Here is a 19,309-nt window from a genome sequence, read left to right as displayed (position 1 = left end):
GTATAATTAATAATCTTTGAAATGGGAAACCTAATCAATGAAAGTTTACCGGCAGGGAGACAGTTTCATTGCACCAAAGGGATCCTTCTTTGACGGTAATGTGCAGATACCCGGCAATTTTATTGTAGCCCCTGACACCCACTTCTGGGGGCGCCTTGATGTGGGGGGTTCTCTTGAACTCGGCCCGCGTTCTACGGTAGGAGGAGATGTCACTTGTGATAATGCAGTCATTGGAAATCAGGTGCGCATCAAGGGTTTACTCAATGTTATAGAGGATGTGATCATTTGTGATGAAGCCCGTATCCGCAGTCTGCACGCCGGAGGGAACATCACTTTGCGCCCCGGTGTGCAGGTTGGGGAAGTCTCCTCTGATGAGACAATATTTGTGTGTGGAAAGATTAAATCTGGAAAACTTACCGGAAGAAACGTAAAAGTGGTTGGAAACGGCCCTTAGATGGCCGTATCTACATTTTCTGTACCAAGCAGTGCCACGTCATAGACATCCTGCCAGTTGACGGCTGTTTCCACACACCCGTCTTTGATGGTAACAACTCCCATGCCGATGATACCTGCCTTGTCGCACATCTCAAGGCCCTCTTTTACTTCCATCAGGCATCCGATGCCGATGATTGCAGTGGGGTGGTACTTTTTGAACATCCGTTTGATGAGTGTTGAGCCGGGTGCAACCCAGACACGATATCCAATTGCCTCAAGGTGATCAATATTCTCCCCGACTTCACATCTGCCGCACCGCCGGCAGATAATTCCTTCGGGGGTGAGGTGCGCCGGGCAGTCTGCTGCCCGCATGCACTGCGGGATGAATATCGCACGCTCTTCCACCGGCACTGCCTCGAACGATGTCGTGGAGAGGGTGTTGTGCAGGTGGATGAAAAATGCCATCAGTTCCTGATCTTCCAGGCCAAAAAAACGACAAAATGCCTTAATCATCCCTTCCGTCATCACGAGTCCCGCCTTGAGCAGACGGGGGGCATAAAAATGGCGGTTATGGATAGAAAGAAGGATGATGGCACTCATGATGAGCGGGACGATGATCATAAAAAGGAAGATGAGCAGAGTCACTTCCCCGATGAGATAGATCAACTGGTCCCACCACGGTGTGCCGACAACAACCGTCGGGTTAAGGTATTCTGCGCTCATGGTCTGTTCCTGCCATCCTGGCCCGCCAGTTCAGTATAGGGCTGCCGAATAATTCCCTTGTCAGTAATGATTGCAGTTATGAGGGCTAGGGGGGTTGCGTCAAAGGCGGGATTTATGGTTTCAACTCCGTCCGGCATCAGCTTACGGGTGCCACATACGGCCAGTTCATCACGTACACGTTCTTCAATTATTACATCCGCCTCATTCCTGCTATTGTCAAGAGTTGAATAGGGTGCTGCCACATAGAAGGGGATGGAATGGTGGTGTGCACATACGGCATGCATATAGGTCCCTATCTTATTGAATACCGCATCCGGGGTAATCCGGTCAGCACCGACCACTACCGCATCAATCATACCTTTCCTCATAAGGTGTGCTGCTGCAGAGTCAGGAATGGTTTTAACCGGTATGCCGTCCGCATGAAGTTCATATGCTGTGAGGCGTGATCCCTGATTTAAGGGGCGTGTTTCACAGGAAAGAACAGATATGTTCTTGCCTGCTTCAACAGCAGAGCGGATGACGCCCAGTGCCGTACCCCATTCAACGCAGGCAAGGGCTCCTGCATTGCAGTGTGTCAGGACGGTGCAGGTATCAGGCAGCAGAGATGCTCCATATGCACCGATGCGGTGGCAGAGTGCGATATCCTCTGCTTCGATGACCTGTGCCTCCTGCAACGCTGCCTCATATGCTGCTGCAGGTGTATCTTCTGCCATTGCATTCTGCAGTACACGGTCGATGCCCCATCCCAGGTTGACTGCTGTTGGTCGGGTTGCCCTGAGGAATGCTGCATCCGATTTGACTGCATGGCAGAACCCCTGAAAGGTTCCTTCATTCTTATGTGAGAAACAGGAGAGGGCCGCCCCGTATCCACCAGCAACTCCCAGTGCAGGTGCACCACGGACTTCGAGACGGCGTATGCCGTCTGCAAGGCGTGAGACTGACTGTGTCTCTACGGTCACCAGCTCCGCAGGCAGGCGTGTCTGGTTAATGTATGTGAGGCATCGTCCCTCAGTGTTCCATGTTATTGTTCGCATTGAGTACTCCTACTCTGCGGTGACTGTGTCCAGGAACGCTCGCATTGCTGCTGCTTCTCCCTGTGTCACACTGTCGGGGATATCCTTTGGCGCAACAGCTGCACCTGCAATGTAGATTCCCGGGCGTACGGTTTTGACTGGTGCGCATTTCATATCTTCCTGCTCGAAAAATCCGTTTTCATCCAGTTCGATTCCAAATTTTTCTGCAAGTTCTGCTGCTCCGTCCGCTGGTTCAAGGCCAACAGAGAGTACTACCAGTCCAGGCTCCAGTGTTTCCAGTTCTGACGTTTCCGTGTTTTCAACCGGAATTATCATCCCATCTTTTGTCCGGATAATTTCTCCCGGACGACCCCTCAGGAAACGAACTCCCAGTTCCTGTGCCCGGACATAGTATTCCTCGTATCCCTTCCCATAGGCACGGATGTCCATATAGCAGATGGTGACTCTGGTATCCGGGTTTTTCTCCTTGATGAGAATAGCGTTCTTTACCGCATACATGCAGCAGACACCTGAACAGTATGGTCGTTTCGCAGGAATGTCACGTGATCCGAAACACTGGATAAATACGATGTGGTCAGGTGCCTTTCCGTCAGAGAGGCGTTTAATCTTTCCGCCGGTAGGGCCGCTCGCGTTGATGAGTCGTTCAAATTCAAGGCTGGTGATAACATCCGGGTGGCGAAGATACCCGAATTCCGTCTTCTTATCAGCATCAAAGGTACGGAAGCCGGTTGCAATGACGACAGAGGCAACATGGAGCGTGATCTCTTTTTCTTCCTCCTCCCGGAAGATGGAGTCCTTGCCACAGATGTCATAGCAGAGACCACAGTCAATGCAGTGAACTGCATCACGAATCGTGATGTCGGGAACTGCCTGTGGGTGCGGTTTGTAGATTGCTTTCCTTACGCCCACTCCTGCATCAAATTCATTGTAGACCTCCACCGGACATATTTCGGTGCAGTCTCCGCAGCCGTTGCAGGTGTTCTCATCGACATATCGTGGGTGACGGATAGCTGTTATCGTAAAATTGCCTACGTCTCCGGTGATGCCGGTGACCTCAGTGAGGGTGTGGACAATCACATTCGGGTGGCGGGCAATATCCACCATCTTCGGGGAGAGAATGCACATTGAACAGTCGTTTGTGGGGAATGTCTTGTCCAGTTGGGCCATATGGCCCCCAATGGACGGTTCACGTTCTATCAGGTGTACTCTGACACCATGATCTGCTATATCAAGGGCTGCCTGGATGCCGGCCACCCCACCGCCGATGACTGCCACTTCAGCCATTGTTCGTATCCCTCCCCAGTTTAACATAGGAATGGGCATTCTTCAGGATATTGCTGATCTGTTCTTCTGATGCCTCTCGTATCACTTTGCCTGGTACGCCCATCACAAGGGATCGTGGGGGTATCTCTTTTCCTTCCGTCACAACAGATCCTGCTGCAATAATGCTGTCTTCTCCTATGACTGCGTTATTCATCACGATAGCGCCCATCCCTACCAGTACTCTGTCCTGTATTACTGCACCATGGATGATGGCACCATGGCCGACAGATACATCTTTGCCAATGGAAACCGGGCACCCGGTGGTGGTGTGAACAACAGCATTGTCCTGTATATTTGAACCTGCGTGGATGGTAATTTGGTCTTTATCGGCCCTGATGACTGCGCCGTACCAGATGCTGACATCATCTGCGATGCTGACATCTCCGGTCACGGTTGCATTTCCGGCAATAAATGCAGGTATCCCGGCAGAAGTATCGCTATTCATAATAGGTTATACGTTTAACGTCACGCTCCAATGAAGATTATGGTAGGGGGCACTTTCAGCCCGCTGCACGACGGCCATAAAAAGCTCATATCCCGTTCATTTGAGCTTGCCGGGAAAAACGGGCACGTTATTGTCGGTCTTTCCACTGATGCGTTCGCAGGTGGAAAAAATCATCCGATTTTATCGTATGAAGTGCGCAAAAAAAGCCTTGATGCATTTATCCGTGATTCCGGGTATTCGGCAACCTGGAATGTTATTCCCCTTGAGGACAGATACGGTGCTACCCTCGACACCGATTTTGATGCTCTTGTCGTCAGTGAGGAGACATTTCCGGTGAGTCTTGAGATCAATCGTCTGAGAAAAGAACGTGGCAGAAAAAAGGTGGATATTCACCAGATCACCTGTGTCCTCGCCGATGACGGGAGATGGATATCAAGCACCCGGATACACCGGGGTGAAATTGATGACCACGGGCGGATGATCAAATGATATGGTTTTCGGGATTTGTGGTTATGACGGTGTCACAGTACAGGCAGTGAAGGCCTTCCTCTGTGACTTCAAATGCACTTTTTATGGGTTCATTGTCATTGGTAATGCACCCGGCATTGGTGCACCTTATAATCCCTGAAAGGAATTTTGGTATTTCGACACCCTTCTTTTCGACCACAATATAGTCACGGATGATGTTGATGGTGGCATGGGGTGAAATGAGCGCAATTCTGTCCACTTCCTCCTTTGAAAGTTCCCTGTTGCTCACTTTGACAATATCTTTTTTACCCTCATGCCCGCTGGTCATGGAGGTCACATTCGTGGCAATGGAGAGTTCTTCATCTGTCTGACCCGTTATGTCCAGCATCCGCAGGACGGTGAGTGCGGCACCGGCACTGATATGGTCAATCACGGTCCCGTCTCTAATGGGGCTTATGAGGAGACCCCTTGGTTCATTCTCCATTTTTAGATCACCTCTTCAAGCATTGCCATTCTTACCGGTATCCCATTTCGTGCCTGTTCAAAGTAGCGTGCACAGGGCAGGGCATCCACGCGAGGGTCGATTTCACCTGCACGTGGCAGGGGGTGAAGAATAATCATCCCTTCTTTGCGGCCTTCTAATATTTCTGGTGTGATGCGGTAACTCTCTGCTACATTATAGTAGGATGCCGCGTCCGGGAAACGTTCCCGCTGGATTCGTGTGGTGTACATCACATCAAGATCCGGGACAACTTCTGTGATATCTTCATGCTCCTGCACTGTGCACCCGCGTTTGTGCAGTTCAGTCACCAGACTCTCCGGCAGTTCAAGAGTGGGGGGTGCGATGGTGTGGATGGTGACATCATAATTGGAGAGTGCATAGGCAAGTGAATGGGTAGTTCTTCCGTATCTAAGGTCACCCAGAAGGCCGATGTGGATGCCTTTAAGGGGCATCGACTGGCGGATGGTATAAAGATCAAGAAGGGTCTGGGATGGGTGCTGGCCTGCTCCGTCTCCTGCATTTATCACCGGCACTGATGCAAACTCACTTGCCAGGCGTGCCGCTCCCTCCTTTGGGTGGCGCAGAACGATGGCATCCACATAACTGCTCACCACTCGTACGGTATCTGCCAGTGTTTCACCCTTCGATATCGAACTGCCCTCAACACTGTCAACGGTGATTGTCGTGCCCCCAAGGCGTGCCACCGCGGATGTAAATGACATCCGTGTCCGTGTACTTGGCTCAAAGAAGAGGAGTGCGACCTGTTTTCCATCCAGTGTCTTTCGTATCTGCGGTGCTGCATCAATTGCACCTGCCCGTGCAAGAAGGCTGTCAATTTCCTCCCTGTCAAAATCCTTTATTGATATGATGTTTTTCATCAGAGGCCTGCCTCCTGTTGTAACGGCAAAAAAAGAATGGAAATATACGCAGGGAAATGCACCAGGCATCTCCGTCTGCGATTTCATTCATATTTAATAATGTGCGATTCGGGGTAATAGAAGTATCCTGCAGACAGGTTGTGCGCGGGAAAAAATGGGCTGGAAGTATTATTTCTTCCGGGCAACGGTGATATATCCGCTGTGACTTACGCGCGTGGATGGGCGGGTTCCTCGTTTTGTACGAGTCAGTTCACGCCCGATCAGTTCATGGCAGACGACATCGGTGAAGAGTGGTTCTGCTGTGTCCATGACAATGAACGTCTGTTCCAGAAACGGTGTGTAGGTGGCAAGATAACCGCCTGGTCTGAGCAGGGAATGAGCATGACGAATGTGTGCCTCTGTGATCTGCAGATCCAGATGGACAACGTCATATTCTCCTTCTGCATCGAGCATGTCACCTGCAATGACCTCAACATTCTCGAGGCCTGCTTCCAGAATGTTCTTCTGGCAGACTTTTGCAAATTCCTCGCGGATTTCATAGGTGGTGACAGTTCTGGCAATACCACCGAAGAAGATTGAGGCAATCCCGCTGCCAGTACCTGCATCCAGAACATCGTCATTCCTGTTCATGCCAGTCAGTGCACAGACCATTCCGATATCCTTTGGGAGCATCGGTGCCCCAGTACGTCGGGCGTGGGAAAAAAAATCAGTCGGCCGGGGTATTCTGATATAAAATGGGATTCCCAGGTGTGTTTCTATGTTCTCACCTGGCGATGCATCCAGGAGGGCATTCAGATCAATAATCCCCTTGTCAGTTGAGAGTGTCCCTTCGCCTGCACGTACGTAATACTCTTTTCCTTCCCAGATCAGAAGGACTCGCTGGCCAGTATTAATCATGCGCTGGTGAGCCTGATAATTGCCTCTGCAATTTCGCCTTTTGCCCCTTTGAGTGCAGCACGTGCTTCTTCAGGGGAGACCTGTGCCTGTTCTGTGACAAGCATCACATCTTCATCAGGTATTTCCATATCTTTTGGCGTGAATACTGGCTCGCTGCCCTGCAACTGGTAGGTCTTTGAGCCCTGCATTGTGGTGACTACGACCTCTGCGGGATCAAAGACATATTCCCCCTCGGTTGTATAGATGACCACCCGCTCGACACCCTCGATGTCTTCCATCTTCATGCCGAGCTGCTTCATCATCTGTTTCATTTTTTTTGGATTCATTCCTGGTATCATTAAATCGACCTTCCTGACCGTACTTGTACTGCTCCACCATAATTAAATGCCATCATCTCATCACCTGAGAGAAGCGCATTCCCGGTACCGATGAGCTGATCATCGCCTGTGACAACGAGGACTTCATCTCCTGCCATAATGTCCGGGTCAGCTGCGATGACATGTTTTGCCATAGCATTCTTTCCTTTCATAATGAACTCTGCCACCTCTTCTGCGACAGAAACGCGGTAGACGGGCGCGGGCAGGAACTGCCAGAGACGTTCCGCTCCTTCAATGGACAAGGTGAATCGTCCGTCATGTGCCCGGACTGTTGCGATACGGACTTTGTCCAGCATCACATAGCGTATTCGCTTGGTGGTGGAGAGTTTGAATGTACATTCATCGGGGAAGAGGGCAACTCCTGCCCCTCTCCCGAACTGATAATCCGCGATCGTCCGGACGCGGTTAATTGCGCTGTTCTGCGATAATTCTGTTGACACGTTCTGCAAACCCCTCTTCGGCATTCCGTGGTATATATGCTCCCGCAGCTATCTTATGTCCTCCGCCGCCTCCACCGATCTCTTCAGATGCTGTGATGAGTGCTGCCTGCAGGTCGACCCCCCGTTCAACCATCCGTGTATTGGTTCGCATGGATACCTTCGTGAGTTCAGGATCGTCATTGAGGTAGCAGAGGATCATGATTGGTTTTTCGTAATCCAGTTTGGAGAGTGCCATCCCTGCCCCTATTCCTACGATGGTATCCGGAAACCGGTCACCGACATGGATGTGCTGTATATGGCTTAGTGCAGTGGTGCCCGTATCAAGGATGTACTCCATCATTTCCCGTATGATCCGTTTGTGATGGCGCAGCATCTCTTCTCCTTCGCGATATGCCTGTGCCCGGTCGCCGGCGCAGACCGCACTTCCCACCCGTGGTTTGGCCCAGCGACCGCAGGCATTGAGCATGGTCGCATACTCAGACGCATTTCGAAGCGGTGTTCCTTTTTCTTCGCCCGGGAATATGTAGTGCTCTGCGAGAAGACGGGATATGTCCTGTCCGGTTGCAAGCATCTGCTGTGCAAGACCATTGATGATGGCAGACTTCTCGTTCTGGTTAAGGTCTTCCCAAACACGCTGTCTGCCGCCTGCGGTTCGCTCTTCTATCTCCAGTTTCCTGAGGAATGCTTCTGCCTTCTGTTCGTTATTGGAGATCCCCGGGATGAACGGGTCATCACTGTATGAAAGACAGATCCTGAGGGGGCGGGTGGAGATGCCGTAGCAGTTCAGCTCCTGTGGCACAATTCTGATTGTTCCCGCCCGTTCTCCGTCTGCTGCGATTTCGTGTGCCGGCCCTGTCAGGCCACAGTGCTCCCGTGCCATCATGTCACCAACATTTCCGACGACAGCGTTCTGTGCAAGTATTCCAAGGTGGGGATGTCCCGGGTTCATTTCCTTTGCGACGAGATATCCGATACCTGCTGCTGATAGCTGATTGTAGCCATACGGCTGGCCGTTTGCCTGCAGATATGGTGTGTCAACATTCTGTGCGACATGGTGGTCGATAATGGCCACATCTTCGGTGCCCATGCTTCGTTCCTCAAGCAGATTCTGTTGTCCTGCGCCGAGGTCGATGAAGACTTTCAGACTGCTGTCTTCAGGCACATATTTCATGGTCATTGGTTCAAGCTGACGTACGAAGACGCTCTGCGCAGGGATTCCCGCATCTGCGCATGCCTGCATCATGATTGCTTCACTGGTGATGCCGTCTGCATCGATATGGGATATCACGGTGACCGTGTCTGCATCCTGTATCTGCCGGGCAACTCTCCGTACATCATCTTCAAACGTCATTGCTGTGTAGTGGTTGTCATTGCTCTCTGATGAAAGGTGCCTTTATGGTGGAACGTTAATGGGGGAGAACAGTAAATGAGTCTGATAGGAGTGTAGGCAGGTGCCACGAAGATGAATCCTGGACAGTATTCGATAGAATTTTGTGAATTTCTGGAAATGGGTATCATAAGCCCGGAAAGGATGCGCTCAGTTGATGCCAATGCGCAGGCACTGGGAGTGTCTGCTGTTCAGCTGATGGAGAGTGCGGGAAAAGGTCTGGCAGACTATGTGAGGGGTATGTCTCCTGGCCATGTTGTGGTAATCTGTGGGAAAGGCAACAACGGTGGGGACGGGTTTGTCGCAGCCCGCCATCTCTGCAGGGATTGTATGGTGACGGTGTTATGCATGTCGCGTGAAATACGGACGCAGGAAGCCGCCCGTAATTTACATGTTCTCTCTCATTGCAGTGTCTCTGTCATTATTGCTGATACTCCGGATGCTCTTTTGGCGTGCAGGGACAGTATTTCTTCAGCAGATGTCATCGTCGATGCCATGCTGGGCACCGGCATCCGGGGAGGGCTTCGGGAGCCATATGTTACTGCTGTAAGAGTCGTGCGGGAATCGGGTGTCCCGGTGGTGGCTGCAGATACGCCGACTCCCGGTCTTCCTGCAAAGGTTTTCTGTTCATTTCACCGGTCAAAAGGGGGTGATCCTGTGGTTATTGACATAGGCATTCCGGATGAAGCCGAGTGTTTCATGGGGCCGGGGGATCTGCTACTCCTGCCGGCAAAAGCAGCGGGCAGTCATAAGGGCGCGGGGGGTGAGGTGTTGGTCATTGGTGGCGGGCCGTATCAGGGTGCGCCGTATCTTGCCGGGATGGCAGCCATCCGTGCGGGGGCAGATCTCGTCCGGGTGGCAACTCCGAATCTGCTCCCCTGTCCTGATCTTATTGTGGAACGGACCGGGGGGTCGGTGATTAACGAAGAGGACACGGACCTGCTTGCCGGGCTTGCGGAGCATGCCGATGTTACGGTATGTGGGTGTGGCCTGGGGACGGAAAGTCATCAGGTCATTTTAGAGATTGCCGAATATATGGGGCGGGCTGTCTTTGATGCGGATGCCCTCCGGCAGCCTTTGCCGGTTGCAGATAATTCGATATATACACCTCATGCGGGAGAGTTTTTTCGGATGACAGGCTGCCGGCTGCCGGACGACGCTGCCGGGCGTGCCCGCATGGTGCGTGATCACGGGCCTGCCGGAGTCACACTCGCAAAAGGGTTGGTTGATGTTATATCTGATACTGCCCGTGTACGGTTCAGCCGTAGTGGCACCCCGCATATGACCGTTGGCGGTACCGGGGATGTTCTTTCAGGTATCGTAGGGGCATTATTCTGTCGTCTTCCGGCATTTGAGGCAGCAGCCCTGGGTGCCTATGTCAATGGCTGTGCCGGAGAATCTCTGGCTGATTTGGGTGATGGTCTTGCTGCGACAGATCTCCTGATGCAGATCCCCCCGGTCCTTTCTGGTGCGAACAGTGGCCACAATCGTAAGGCATATCATAATAAGTCAGATCATAACGAAGCATTCTGACAGAATCTCCGGAACTGCAGTGACAGGAACCGGAGATGGAGAGACAATATGCCAGAATTTTCTCATATCAATAATGATCGTGCCTATATGGTGGATGTAACAGAGAAGGATGACGTACATCGCCTTGCACGGGCAGAAGGCCGGATTCATCTCCGTCCGGAGACGCTGGAGGCCATCCGGTCGGGAGAAGTTATCAAGGGAAATGTGCTTGCAACAGCACGGATTGCAGCCATCCTGGCGGTAAAGCAGACATCATCGCTGATTCCGATGTGCCATCCGCTTCCGGTCGGTGGTGTCGATGTGGATTTCCATGATGGTGATGGTTTTATCTCAGCAGAGGTGGCCGTGCGGACATACGGCCGGACTGGTGTTGAAATGGAAGCTCTGACCGGTGTCAGTGTGGCGCTTCTCACGATATGGGATATGGTCAAATCCGCTGAAAAAGATGAGGACGGGCAGTATCCGGAGACATCCATTGAGGGAATATGTGTCACTGAGAAACGGAAGTCCTGAATCAGCACCCCTCTATATTTAATAGACAAAGGTCTAATATATGGGAACCGCCGGGTGTATACCCGCTGGAAAAAGGGATGTGGCCATACATAATGGATGGCTGAACCTTCATGGTGAAAACCAATGTCAAAATCAATGTACGCCTATGTCCGTGAGGCATGGAAAAAACCAGACGAATCAGAAGTCAAGCAGCTTCTGTGGAACCGGATGCAGATTTGGAGACGGGAAGGTAGTGTTGTGCGTATTGAGCGCCCAACTCGTATCGACCGTGCACGCACCCTTGGATACCGTGCAAAGCAGGGTATCATTGTGGTCCGTGTCGGCATTCGCCGTGGTGGACGAAGGAAATCCAGGTATATCCGTGGACGCCGGACAAGCCGGATGGGTATGCGCAAGGTGACCATGGGTAAGAGTATCCAGCGTATCGCTGAAGAGCGTGCCTGCCGCAAGTACCGTAACATGGAAGCACTGAACTCATACTGGGTTGGAGAGGATGGTCGCCAGAAGTGGTATGAAGTTATTCTCGTTGATGGGCACCACCCGTCAATCGTTAATGACCCGCACCTCGGATGGATGGCAGATCCGGTCCACCGTGGTCGTGCCGAGCGTGGTAAGACCAGTGCTGGTGTGAAGGGACGTGGTATGGGCAAACGTGGAAAAGGAACCGAACACACTCGTCCAAGTATCCGTTCAAACGGAAACAAAGGGAAATAACCCTTTTTTCTTTTCCAGCTGATGCCGGGATACATGCGGCAGTTTCCGGCTGACACAAATTATTCATTTCTGCCGCAGGGACACATTTGTTATGAAGACTGCTGATGCATGTATTTATCCATATCCGGTGGGAGATACCTCCCTTCGGAGGCTCGCAGATGAGCTTGAACTGCGGGGTTTTACCGGGGCAATAGCTGTGGGTATCCCTGCGGGTTGCACGGTAGGGAATGTCCGTTTTCTCTCAGGGGCAGATATTACTGCAAACTCCGTGAAGTCCTGCAGGGATGCGCTCCGGGGTGCACCAAAGACAGATGTTGTGATGGTTCATGCGGGGGATGCCGTTTTTAACCGTGCAATTCTGGGAAATATTTCCCTGAATATTCTCCGGGGAATTCATCATACAGACAGACGAGCCTTTGATCATGTGAGTGCCCGGATGGCTGCTGATCGGGGTGTTGCTGTGGATATTGATCTTTCGCGTATCATAGTGGAGTCAGGTTCACGAAGACAGCGGGCACTGGAACGCTACCGTGAAATAAGCCGTCTGTCTCAAAAGTATGGATTTATGCTGACTATTTCATCCGGGGGACGTTCCCTCGTTGGTCTGCGTTCTGTCAGGGCGTTTGCCCGTCTGGGTGCGGTGGCGGGGCTTGATGAACTGCAGGTTTGTGAGGCACTTTCTACCCCGGCAGCATTACTGTCACCCCGTCGATCAGTGGAGGTGATCAAATGAGGCCCCTTCCACCGACACAACGGCCAAACTGGCGCTACATTGCTGCTGAGATGGTGCCGCAGTGGTGCTCTGCATCAGCACGGGATATGCATTATGCGATTCTGGGGTGCGAGGCATCCCTTTTTGGCGATACTGGTGCCGCAACAATGCGGACCAGTGTCATATCCTGTGGTGGGGGGTTTGTCATTCTGCGTTGTATTCGTGGTACTGAAGATGACGTAGAAACGGCTCTTGCAACCGTGACAGATGTAGGGGGTGCTCCGGTGGCTCTGCACCCGTTTGTCACCTCAGGTACCATCCATGGACTAAAGAAAAAGATCGTAATTTGTTCTTTGCCCTCTGATGAGGGAAATTGTAAAATTGGTGAAAATACCTACCGGATTCTCAGGATATCGGGTCAAAAGGTTGATTTAGTTCAACAGGGTATTAAACAAACAACAGCACTGTACTTAAATACAGATGATTTGGAGGATTTCTGATGCAGCCAATGCAGGCACAAATGGGATATGACAGGGCTATTACTGTGTTCAGCCCTGATGGCAGACTGTACCAGGTAGAGTATGCCCGTGAAGCAGTTAAGAGGGGGACAACAGCCGTCGGTATCAAATGTAAAGATGGAGTTGTTCTCATTGTGGATAAGCGAGTCAGTTCCCGCCTTCTGGAACAGACCTCAATTGAGAAAATATTCAAAATAGATGGTCATATTGCCGTTGCTTCCTCTGGTCTTGTAGGGGATGCACGGGCACTTGTTGATCGAGCCAGGGTAGAATGCCAGATAAACCGGGTATCGTATAATGAGTCTATAGATCTTGGGACTCTCTCTAAGAAACTATGTGATCATATGCAGACGTACACACAGTTTGGTGGTGCCCGTCCGTATGGCACTGCTCTTCTGATTGCTGGTGTGAGTGATGGCGCTCCCCGACTCTTTGAGACGGATCCGTCCGGCACTCTGCTGGAATACAAGGCAACGGGAATTGGTACTGGTCGGCCTGCTGTCATGAAGGTCTTCGATGAGAAGTACACCGATGATATGGATTGTGCGAAATCGATCAATCTTGGCCTTGAGGCATTGTATGCTGCAACGGAAGGCAAATTTGACGTGGACAATGTTGAGATAGGTATCATACCTCTTGAAACCGGCATGTTCAGGAAGATGACCAAAGAGGAAGTTAGCGAATATACCACCACGTTTGTACCGGAAAAGGCTACTGAAGATCAGTAGGTGGTGAACAAGATATATGATTCCGCTTGACCAGGCAGTTGTCGCACGGCTTGAGAGCCATGGGGAACGATTTGAAATTCTCGTTGACCCTGACTTGGCAGCTGCTATCAGACAGGGTGACGACATTCCGGTAGAGGATGCAGTGGCAGCACTGTATATCTTTGAAAATTCGTCAAAAGCTGAAAAATCACCTGAAGAGACACTGAAAAAGGTATTTGATACGGTTGAATTCGAACCGATTGCCGAGCGTATCATCAGGAAAGGGGAGATCCACCTGACCTCAGAGCAGCGGAAACGGATGACTGAGGACAAGCGGAATCAGATTGTGACATTCATCTCCCGGAATGCTATCAATCCCCAGACGAAACTTCCTCATCCCCGTGTGCGTATTGAGATGGCAATGGAGCAGGCGAAGGTTAGTGTGGATCCGTTCAAACATGTTGATGAGCAGGTAAAGGATGTCGTAAAGGCATTACGGCCGTTAATACCGATCAAGTTTGCTGAGATGAAATTTGCAGTGAAGATTCCTGCTGATTATGCGCCAAAGGCGTATGGTGAACTTCGCACAGCAACAACCATAGAGCGGGATCAGTGGCAGAATGACGGATCATGGATCTGTGTTGTTCGCATCCCTGCGGGAATTCAGGAGGAGTTCTACTCCCTCATCAACCGTCTCACAAAAGGGGACGCTGAATTGAAGATTCTTGATCAGGATTAATAAAGGTTGAGAGAAAATATATACAGACATATCAGGGGCAATATTACATGGCAAAAAAGAGTAACCAGAGAGCAAAGGGACGTATTACAGGAAGTGCTGGCAGATTTGGGCCACGCTATGGGCGATTCCTTCGGAAGCGTGTCAACGAGATCGAGACAGTTTCACGCGCGAAGCATGTATGTCCGCGCTGTGATACACAGGCTGTTGCCCGGAAGGGTACCGGTATCTGGGAATGCCGCAAGTGCGGTTTCAAGTTTGCTGGTGGTGCATATGCGCCGCAGACACCAAATCTGAAGGTTGCACTTCGTACCATTGAACGTTCACTGATCAAGGAGTAGTGACTCCGTCGTGTCTGGATACAAGTGTGCCCGGTGTAAACAAAGGGTCGAAGTGGATGTCAATGTCCGTTGTCCTTATTGTGGTCACCGAATTCTCTTTAAAGAGCGCGGGGCAGGGATAAAAACCCTCAAATCCCGATGAAGCTTGTTACAACATCACGGAAACCTGCCCCGGAGTTGCGGACTCTGGGGAAGGATCTTGCATTTTCTCTGGGGGGAAAATATTCCTCTCGTGGGAAGGCAGGAGTTGATGAAGTATTATCCTGGGGAGATATCGTTTTGATAGTCTCGCGACGGGGAAGAAAAATTCTGATTGAGACGTATGTCTCCGGTGATCTGATAGCCGGGATTCTTCTTACAGGATTTTCCGTATCCCCGCGTGACGTGCCCCTTGAAAGGGGACTTCGCACTGGCAGTGAGTTGGTGTATCATGAATTGGCAGAATGCCTGGATATTACCCTCACGGATGCTGGTGTGAATGAAATCCTGTTCCATGGGACGCAGAAAAAAGGATATGTCCTCAGAATCGCAGAAAAACCTTCGGGAACACAAAGCAGTGTTTCACATCAGGACCGCTCGTCCTGATGTGCTATATGTAGCTGCACTTCCGGAGATGGGAGATATGGGGCGTTCATGCGCCTCGCTCTCCCGGGAAACGGATGGGAGAATTGTTCTGTCTGTTGAAGGGGAGGACATCTCCGCACTCAGGGCGGCAGTAAATTCATATCTTCGAATAATTATGATTGCAGAAGAGATGCAGGAAGTATTGAAATGAATGGAGTTTCACCAAAAGTTCAGAATCAGATTGCAATGATTCAGCAGGTCCAGCAGCAACTTGGGACCATTATTCAGCAGAAGTCACAATTTGAGATGATGGCAAAAGAGGCCCGCAAAGCAGAGGCGGAGCTTGGAAGCATCTCTGAAGAATCAGAAGTCTATGTCACCATCGGAACCGTGATGATGAAGCAGGATCGTGATAAGGTTATTGCAGATCTGACAGAGAAGACTGAAACATTAGAACTCAGAATAAAATCACTTGAAAAGCAGGAAAAAGCTCTCACTTCAAAGTTTGAGCAGCTTCAGGCCCAGATAAAAAGTGCGCTTGAGAGTGTTAAAACACCCTCAATGAACTGATTATCCTTATTTTTTTAACCGGTACACGAGATTCAGTGCATTAACCATCGCCTCTGCTGATGCAAGGACGATATCGTCCGATGAGGCGCTGGCATCGTACAATCTTCCTTTTGCATCCTCAACAGCAATGGATACGTGGCCAATGGCGTCACTCCCGCCTGAGATGGCGGATACGGAGAATTCTTTTAATGTCAACTCTTCAGGGACTATACCCACGACTGCTTTCATGGCAGCATCGACTGGTCCGTTTCCGATTCTGCAGCAAATCGTTTCTTTCCCTTCCACATTTGCTCTGACAGTGGCTGTTGCCATCACGTGGTTTCCGTTGATAACGGTGATGTCATTGAGGACAACGGTCTTTTCAATACCTGTTTTGCCGATGATTGTCTCTGCAATCTCAAAGAGATCATTTTCCGTAACTTTTCTCCCGCGGTTTGAAATCTCTTTGACCTGTGCGACAATTTCGTCCAGTTCGTTTTCTTTTGTGGTGATGTGTGCATCGGAGAGCATCTGTGATACAGCATGGCGACCAACATGCTTGCCCAGTTTCAGTCTTCTGCGGTGCCCGACCATCTCTGGTGTCATAATGCCCGGTTCAAACGTGCTTGCCTCTGCGAGCACTCCCTGTGAATGTATGCCGCTCTCGTGGGCGAATGCATTCTCTCCCACGACCGGGTGTGTCGGGCCTACTGAGATGCCTGAGAAGCGTGAAACCATCCGTGATGTCTCTACCAGCCTTTCGGTGCTGATTCCTGTCCTGATGCCATATATGGACTCCAGTGCCATCACAGTCTGCGCGATGTCTGCGTTCCCTGCCCGTTCCCCTATTCCGTTGACGGTTACCTGTACCTGGGATGCCCCTCCCTCTACTGCAGATATGGTGTTTGCAACTGCCATGCCGAAGTCATTGTGGCAGTGCACATCGAGTGGGCAGGCAATAGTATCTGAAAGGGTGGAAAGAAGTGCTTTCATGGATGTCGGGGATGCTACTCCAACGGTGTCGGGCACATTGAGGATTGTGGCCCCTGCATCCACAGCTGTCTGGTATACTTCAGTGAGTTCGTCTATTCCGGTGCGTGTGGCATCCATCGCCGAGAACATCACCTGGTCTGCATGGTCGCGGGCAAACCGGACAATAGAACGTGTGATTTCGACGACCTCCTCATGGGTCTTTTTGATGGTGTGCACGCGCTGCACTTCTGACGTTGGTATGAAGACGTGGATTATATCAACACCACAGTCGGCACATGCCTCTACGTCTCTCTGAGTTGCCCGTGCGAGACCGCAGATGCTACTCTCCAGTCCTTCTGAGGCAATTTCCCTTACAAATGTTTTTTCATCATCAGACGATGCGGGAAATCCTGCTTCGATGGCATGAACACCAATATCTGAAAGCTGATGTGCGATGGTTACTTTTTCATCACGGGTAAATGACACGCCGGGTGTCTGTTCACCATCCCTGAGGGTGGTGTCAAAAATGGTTACTCTACTCTGAATGCGTTTCGAATCGCCGAAGAAAGCGACCTGCCGCAGCTCTTGCGACTGTCCCGGTTTCGTATTCTTTTTGAGACATGCTTTTTTCATATGTCTGGCGTGAATATAATGGTTCGGGCTGTGGTATTGGCACATTCTGGAATCAAAACACAATCTTTAAGCCTACCGCAGTGTTATATTGTAGAGCACCACGGCGCAAAACCCGCCTTAACTCAGACTGGTAGAGTGCGCGGCTGTAGTATAGTTTGCCGGTCAACGGTAACTGCGCGGCTACCGCGATGTCCCCGGTTCGATTCCGGGAGGCGGGATTTGTCTGAGCGTGTGTGCGAAATGCCCAGGTAGTGTAGGGGCCTATCATGCAGCCCTGTCACGGCTGCGACACGGATTCGAATTCCGTCCTGGGCGTAACAATTTTTTGAACGGTTTCTTTAGTCACTTTGTTTATTGCAGTCTGTTTCAGACTGTTTTTATCGTATTTCTGAGTAATCTGGTGTTATTTTCCCATTTTTATCGTATGCCTGTGTTACGGTTGGCAGAATTTGTTTTTAGCCATTTTTGGGGATTTTTAGAGGATATATGAATATTCAGAATAATGTTGAATGAGATAATTTGTTGTATCCCTTTCTTTCCTGATTTTATCACTGTACCTGCACGTAATGTCTTCATGGATCAAAAAAAGTGGAATTGATTTTTCAGCGCTTTGTGAAATTCAACCTAAGTTTGCCACTTGGTTCATCGAAGTGCTTTGTGTTCCGAAATCTCAAAAAATGTCAAAATTAAATCTGACAGTTGGGTTAGATTTGAGGGGAAAATGCAACTTTGATTATCTAAATTCGAATTTCGTCTGAAATTTAAGGCAAAATTGGAGATATTTTGAGAGAAAATTTTCCAAATACCTGGAACGGTCAAATTCTATTTTGCCAAAATCAAAGAAAATTGAGTGAAGTGGCAAACTTGGATTTTATCCCAGATGTGCTTCCCTCTAGCTTCCCTCTAAATGGTGTGAATTTGCGAATAATTCCACGACTGTCTCAAACTGATCAACATAAAATATCCTTTACATACACTCCGTAGACTTTTTCTCTCTCATCCCGGCTGTCCTATCAATTTCTGTGCACACCACTTCGTGCACAGGAGCAAAACTCCATGACCAAAACAGAACAGAATGTTCTCAGCCACGTCCCGGACCCGTTTGCAACGCGTGTCCGTAAGAATCGAATCGCAGAAGAAAAGAACCGGCTGATGATGCCGAACGGGGAGGTGCGGACATGCAACCCGGAGTGATGCAACCACATCCGGCATTGCGAAGCAGTGGAGGAGGAGGAGGTCTCGGGAGGCCTACCGACGATGGAACGGGTCGGTGGTCGTCTGGCTTGATTCTGTATCACCCGGCGGGGATGGCAGCGGAGGTGATGGGGGAACACCCGCCCACCAATGGCAGGGGTGACGTTGGCGGAATGGCGGCAGCTTTGCAGCAGCATGGCGGCACTTTCCGCCAAGATAAAACCCGGGCATTCCAACCGAATGATACAAATCTAAGAGAGAATAGAGAGACGCTTCTTCAAGAGAAGAGTATATTGCGGAAGAATGAGACCCCACAGCTCCCGGACGTCTCCCATGCAGATGTGGGTTCGGGTGCCTGCGCCCAGGGATTTTCCGCCAACCAAATTGCTTCCGGTGCAATTCAGGACGAAAAGTTCGAATAAAGCAATATACTCGCCCTGTATGATGGCGGCAGCTTCCGCCATCTGCTGCACTCTGCTGTACATGCCGCCAACAAGGGGACAACCGGTGTCTGCGACATGGAACGTCCGTCCGGCATCATTCCCCTGCCGGGGATGCTTTCGCCGAAAGAGTTCTTTCGGACGGCGAAGGATATGAGGAACAGTTAGGTCTGTGACGAGGGCAGGATTCAATCGGGAAAAATTGTTATTGAAGAATATGAGATTCCTGTGGGAAATTTTGAAATCCTCTGAAAAAATGTATTATTAAAATTGA

General features: G+C 50.5%; 27 protein-coding genes and 2 tRNA genes. 17 read left to right on the top strand and 12 right to left on the bottom strand.

Annotated features, from left to right (window positions below):
* Nucleotides 1–37: 37 nt before the first annotated feature.
* A complete protein-coding gene (locus tag L0665_RS03170; protein WP_274924257.1) occupies nt 38–454 on the top strand; it encodes a bactofilin family protein in 417 nt (138 codons plus the stop codon).
* On the opposite strand, the gene L0665_RS03165 is transcribed toward L0665_RS03170, so the two are convergent.
* The 4 genes from L0665_RS03165 to L0665_RS03150 are packed head-to-tail and all read right to left on the bottom strand — an operon-like array spanning nt 451 to nt 3,960.
* Nucleotides 451–1,158 (bottom strand): DUF116 domain-containing protein, encoded by a 708-nt coding sequence (locus L0665_RS03165; RefSeq protein WP_274924256.1) that lies wholly within the window; start codon nt 1,156–1,158, stop codon nt 451–453. The genes L0665_RS03170 and L0665_RS03165 overlap by 4 nt on opposite strands.
* On the bottom strand, nt 1,155–2,192 hold the full coding sequence (mtnA, locus tag L0665_RS03160) for an S-methyl-5-thioribose-1-phosphate isomerase (RefSeq protein WP_274924255.1): 1,038 nt from the start codon (nt 2,190–2,192) through the stop codon (nt 1,155–1,157). Before mtnA ends, L0665_RS03165 begins: the two co-directional genes overlap by 4 nt.
* A gap of 9 nt (nt 2,193–2,201) precedes the next feature.
* Entirely contained in the window at nt 2,202–3,476 is a 1,275-nt protein-coding gene (locus L0665_RS03155) for a CoB--CoM heterodisulfide reductase iron-sulfur subunit A family protein (protein ID WP_274924254.1), read from the bottom strand.
* Nucleotides 3,469–3,960 (bottom strand): gamma carbonic anhydrase family protein, encoded by a 492-nt coding sequence (locus L0665_RS03150; RefSeq protein WP_274924253.1) that lies wholly within the window; start codon nt 3,958–3,960, stop codon nt 3,469–3,471. Before L0665_RS03150 ends, L0665_RS03155 begins: the two co-directional genes overlap by 8 nt.
* 30 nt (nt 3,961–3,990) lie before the next feature.
* On the opposite strand from L0665_RS03150, the gene L0665_RS03145 reads away from it, so the two are divergent.
* Complete coding sequence (locus L0665_RS03145) at nt 3,991–4,449, top strand: phosphopantetheine adenylyltransferase (protein WP_274924252.1); 459 nt, start codon at nt 3,991–3,993, stop codon at nt 4,447–4,449.
* On the opposite strand, the gene pyrI is transcribed toward L0665_RS03145, so the two are convergent.
* The 6 genes from pyrI to recJ form a co-directional block, all read right to left on the bottom strand.
* Nucleotides 4,442–4,912 (bottom strand): aspartate carbamoyltransferase regulatory subunit, encoded by a 471-nt coding sequence (gene pyrI, locus L0665_RS03140; RefSeq protein ID WP_274924251.1) that lies wholly within the window; start codon nt 4,910–4,912, stop codon nt 4,442–4,444. The genes L0665_RS03145 and pyrI overlap by 8 nt on opposite strands.
* Nucleotides 4,913–4,914: 2 nt before the next feature.
* On the bottom strand, nt 4,915–5,808 hold the full coding sequence (gene pyrB, locus L0665_RS03135) for an aspartate carbamoyltransferase (protein ID WP_274924250.1): 894 nt from the start codon (nt 5,806–5,808) through the stop codon (nt 4,915–4,917).
* 168 nt (nt 5,809–5,976) lie between these two features.
* Complete coding sequence (locus L0665_RS03130; RefSeq protein ID WP_274924249.1) at nt 5,977–6,705, bottom strand: rRNA adenine N-6-methyltransferase family protein; 729 nt, start codon at nt 6,703–6,705, stop codon at nt 5,977–5,979.
* Nucleotides 6,702–7,016, bottom strand: coding sequence for a nascent polypeptide-associated complex protein (locus L0665_RS03125; protein WP_420847016.1), 315 nt, complete (start codon nt 7,014–7,016; stop codon nt 6,702–6,704). Before L0665_RS03125 ends, L0665_RS03130 begins: the two co-directional genes overlap by 4 nt.
* Nucleotides 7,017–7,042: 26 nt before the next feature.
* Nucleotides 7,043–7,522: a PUA domain-containing protein gene (locus L0665_RS03120; RefSeq protein ID WP_274924247.1), complete on the bottom strand. Its 480-nt coding sequence runs from the start codon at nt 7,520–7,522 to the stop codon at nt 7,043–7,045.
* Nucleotides 7,488–8,873: a RecJ family nuclease gene (gene recJ / locus L0665_RS03115; protein ID WP_274924246.1), complete on the bottom strand. Its 1,386-nt coding sequence runs from the start codon at nt 8,871–8,873 to the stop codon at nt 7,488–7,490. Before recJ ends, L0665_RS03120 begins: the two co-directional genes overlap by 35 nt.
* A gap of 111 nt (nt 8,874–8,984) precedes the next feature.
* Here recJ and L0665_RS03110 point away from each other — a divergent pair, with 111 nt between their 5' ends.
* From L0665_RS03110 to L0665_RS03055, 12 genes are all read left to right on the top strand, one after another.
* The gene (locus L0665_RS03110; RefSeq protein WP_274924245.1) at nt 8,985–10,442 is read left to right on the top strand and encodes an NAD(P)H-hydrate dehydratase; all 1,458 of its coding nucleotides are present in this window, start codon (nt 8,985–8,987) and stop codon (nt 10,440–10,442) included.
* Between the two features lie 48 nt (nt 10,443–10,490).
* Nucleotides 10,491–10,955 (top strand): cyclic pyranopterin monophosphate synthase MoaC, encoded by a 465-nt coding sequence (gene moaC, locus L0665_RS03105; RefSeq protein ID WP_274924244.1) that lies wholly within the window; start codon nt 10,491–10,493, stop codon nt 10,953–10,955.
* A gap of 123 nt (nt 10,956–11,078) precedes the next feature.
* The gene (locus L0665_RS03100) at nt 11,079–11,669 is read left to right on the top strand and encodes a 50S ribosomal protein L15e (protein ID WP_274924243.1); all 591 of its coding nucleotides are present in this window, start codon (nt 11,079–11,081) and stop codon (nt 11,667–11,669) included.
* A gap of 91 nt (nt 11,670–11,760) precedes the next feature.
* Nucleotides 11,761–12,402, top strand: a complete 642-nt coding sequence (locus L0665_RS03095; RefSeq protein WP_274924242.1) for an RNase P subunit p30 family protein — start codon at nt 11,761–11,763, stop codon at nt 12,400–12,402.
* Nucleotides 12,399–12,881 carry an Rpp14/Pop5 family protein gene (locus L0665_RS03090; protein WP_274924241.1) on the top strand — a complete coding sequence of 161 codons (483 nt, stop codon included), beginning with the start codon at nt 12,399–12,401 and terminating at the stop codon, nt 12,879–12,881. Before L0665_RS03095 ends, L0665_RS03090 begins: the two co-directional genes overlap by 4 nt.
* Nucleotides 12,881–13,627 carry an archaeal proteasome endopeptidase complex subunit alpha gene (gene psmA / locus L0665_RS03085; protein ID WP_274924240.1) on the top strand — a complete coding sequence of 249 codons (747 nt, stop codon included), beginning with the start codon at nt 12,881–12,883 and terminating at the stop codon, nt 13,625–13,627. Before L0665_RS03090 ends, psmA begins: the two co-directional genes overlap by 1 nt.
* 16 nt (nt 13,628–13,643) lie before the next feature.
* A complete protein-coding gene (locus L0665_RS03080) occupies nt 13,644–14,345 on the top strand; it encodes a ribosome assembly factor SBDS (RefSeq protein WP_274924239.1) in 702 nt (233 codons plus the stop codon).
* Nucleotides 14,346–14,392: 47 nt separating this feature from the next.
* Entirely contained in the window at nt 14,393–14,683 is a 291-nt protein-coding gene (locus tag L0665_RS03075; protein WP_274924238.1) for a 50S ribosomal protein L37ae, read from the top strand.
* A 10-nt stretch (nt 14,684–14,693) separates the two neighbouring features.
* Nucleotides 14,694–14,825: a DNA-directed RNA polymerase subunit P gene (locus tag L0665_RS03070; RefSeq protein WP_274924237.1), complete on the top strand. Its 132-nt coding sequence runs from the start codon at nt 14,694–14,696 to the stop codon at nt 14,823–14,825.
* Entirely contained in the window at nt 14,822–15,268 is a 447-nt protein-coding gene (locus L0665_RS03065; protein WP_274924236.1) for a Brix domain-containing protein, read from the top strand. The genes L0665_RS03070 and L0665_RS03065 overlap by 4 nt, the downstream gene beginning before the upstream one ends.
* Before the next feature lies 1 nt (nt 15,269).
* Nucleotides 15,270–15,458, top strand: a complete 189-nt coding sequence (locus L0665_RS03060) for a KEOPS complex subunit Pcc1 (RefSeq protein ID WP_274924235.1) — start codon at nt 15,270–15,272, stop codon at nt 15,456–15,458.
* Nucleotides 15,455–15,817 (top strand): prefoldin subunit beta, encoded by a 363-nt coding sequence (locus L0665_RS03055; RefSeq protein ID WP_274924234.1) that lies wholly within the window; start codon nt 15,455–15,457, stop codon nt 15,815–15,817. The genes L0665_RS03060 and L0665_RS03055 overlap by 4 nt, the downstream gene beginning before the upstream one ends.
* 6 nt (nt 15,818–15,823) lie before the next feature.
* Here L0665_RS03055 and L0665_RS03050 read toward each other — a convergent pair whose 3' ends face one another.
* Nucleotides 15,824–17,401 (bottom strand): 2-isopropylmalate synthase, encoded by a 1,578-nt coding sequence (locus L0665_RS03050; protein ID WP_274924233.1) that lies wholly within the window; start codon nt 17,399–17,401, stop codon nt 15,824–15,826.
* Nucleotides 17,402–17,512: 111 nt separating this feature from the next.
* Here L0665_RS03050 and L0665_RS03045 point away from each other — a divergent pair.
* The 3 genes from L0665_RS03045 to L0665_RS03035 all read left to right on the top strand — a co-directional run bounded on the left by L0665_RS03045 (nt 17,513) and on the right by L0665_RS03035 (nt 18,595).
* A tRNA-Tyr gene (locus tag L0665_RS03045) sits at nt 17,513–17,619 on the top strand.
* A 24-nt stretch (nt 17,620–17,643) separates the two neighbouring features.
* Nucleotides 17,644–17,716 (top strand) — tRNA-Asp (locus L0665_RS03040).
* 741 nt (nt 17,717–18,457) lie between these two features.
* The gene (locus L0665_RS03035) at nt 18,458–18,595 is read left to right on the top strand and encodes a hypothetical protein (protein WP_274924232.1); all 138 of its coding nucleotides are present in this window, start codon (nt 18,458–18,460) and stop codon (nt 18,593–18,595) included.
* Nucleotides 18,596–18,846: 251 nt separating this feature from the next.
* Here L0665_RS03035 and L0665_RS03030 read toward each other — a convergent pair whose 3' ends face one another.
* Nucleotides 18,847–19,227 carry a hypothetical protein gene (locus L0665_RS03030; RefSeq protein ID WP_274924231.1) on the bottom strand — a complete coding sequence of 127 codons (381 nt, stop codon included), beginning with the start codon at nt 19,225–19,227 and terminating at the stop codon, nt 18,847–18,849.
* Nucleotides 19,228–19,309 lie beyond the last annotated feature (82 nt).

Source organism: Methanogenium marinum, from assembly GCF_028912405.1.
In the GTDB taxonomy this organism is placed as follows: domain Archaea; phylum Halobacteriota; class Methanomicrobia; order Methanomicrobiales; family Methanomicrobiaceae; genus Methanogenium; species Methanogenium marinum.
Note: the sequence above shows the minus strand (reverse complement) of the source record. Positions and strands in the feature narration are given on the sequence as shown.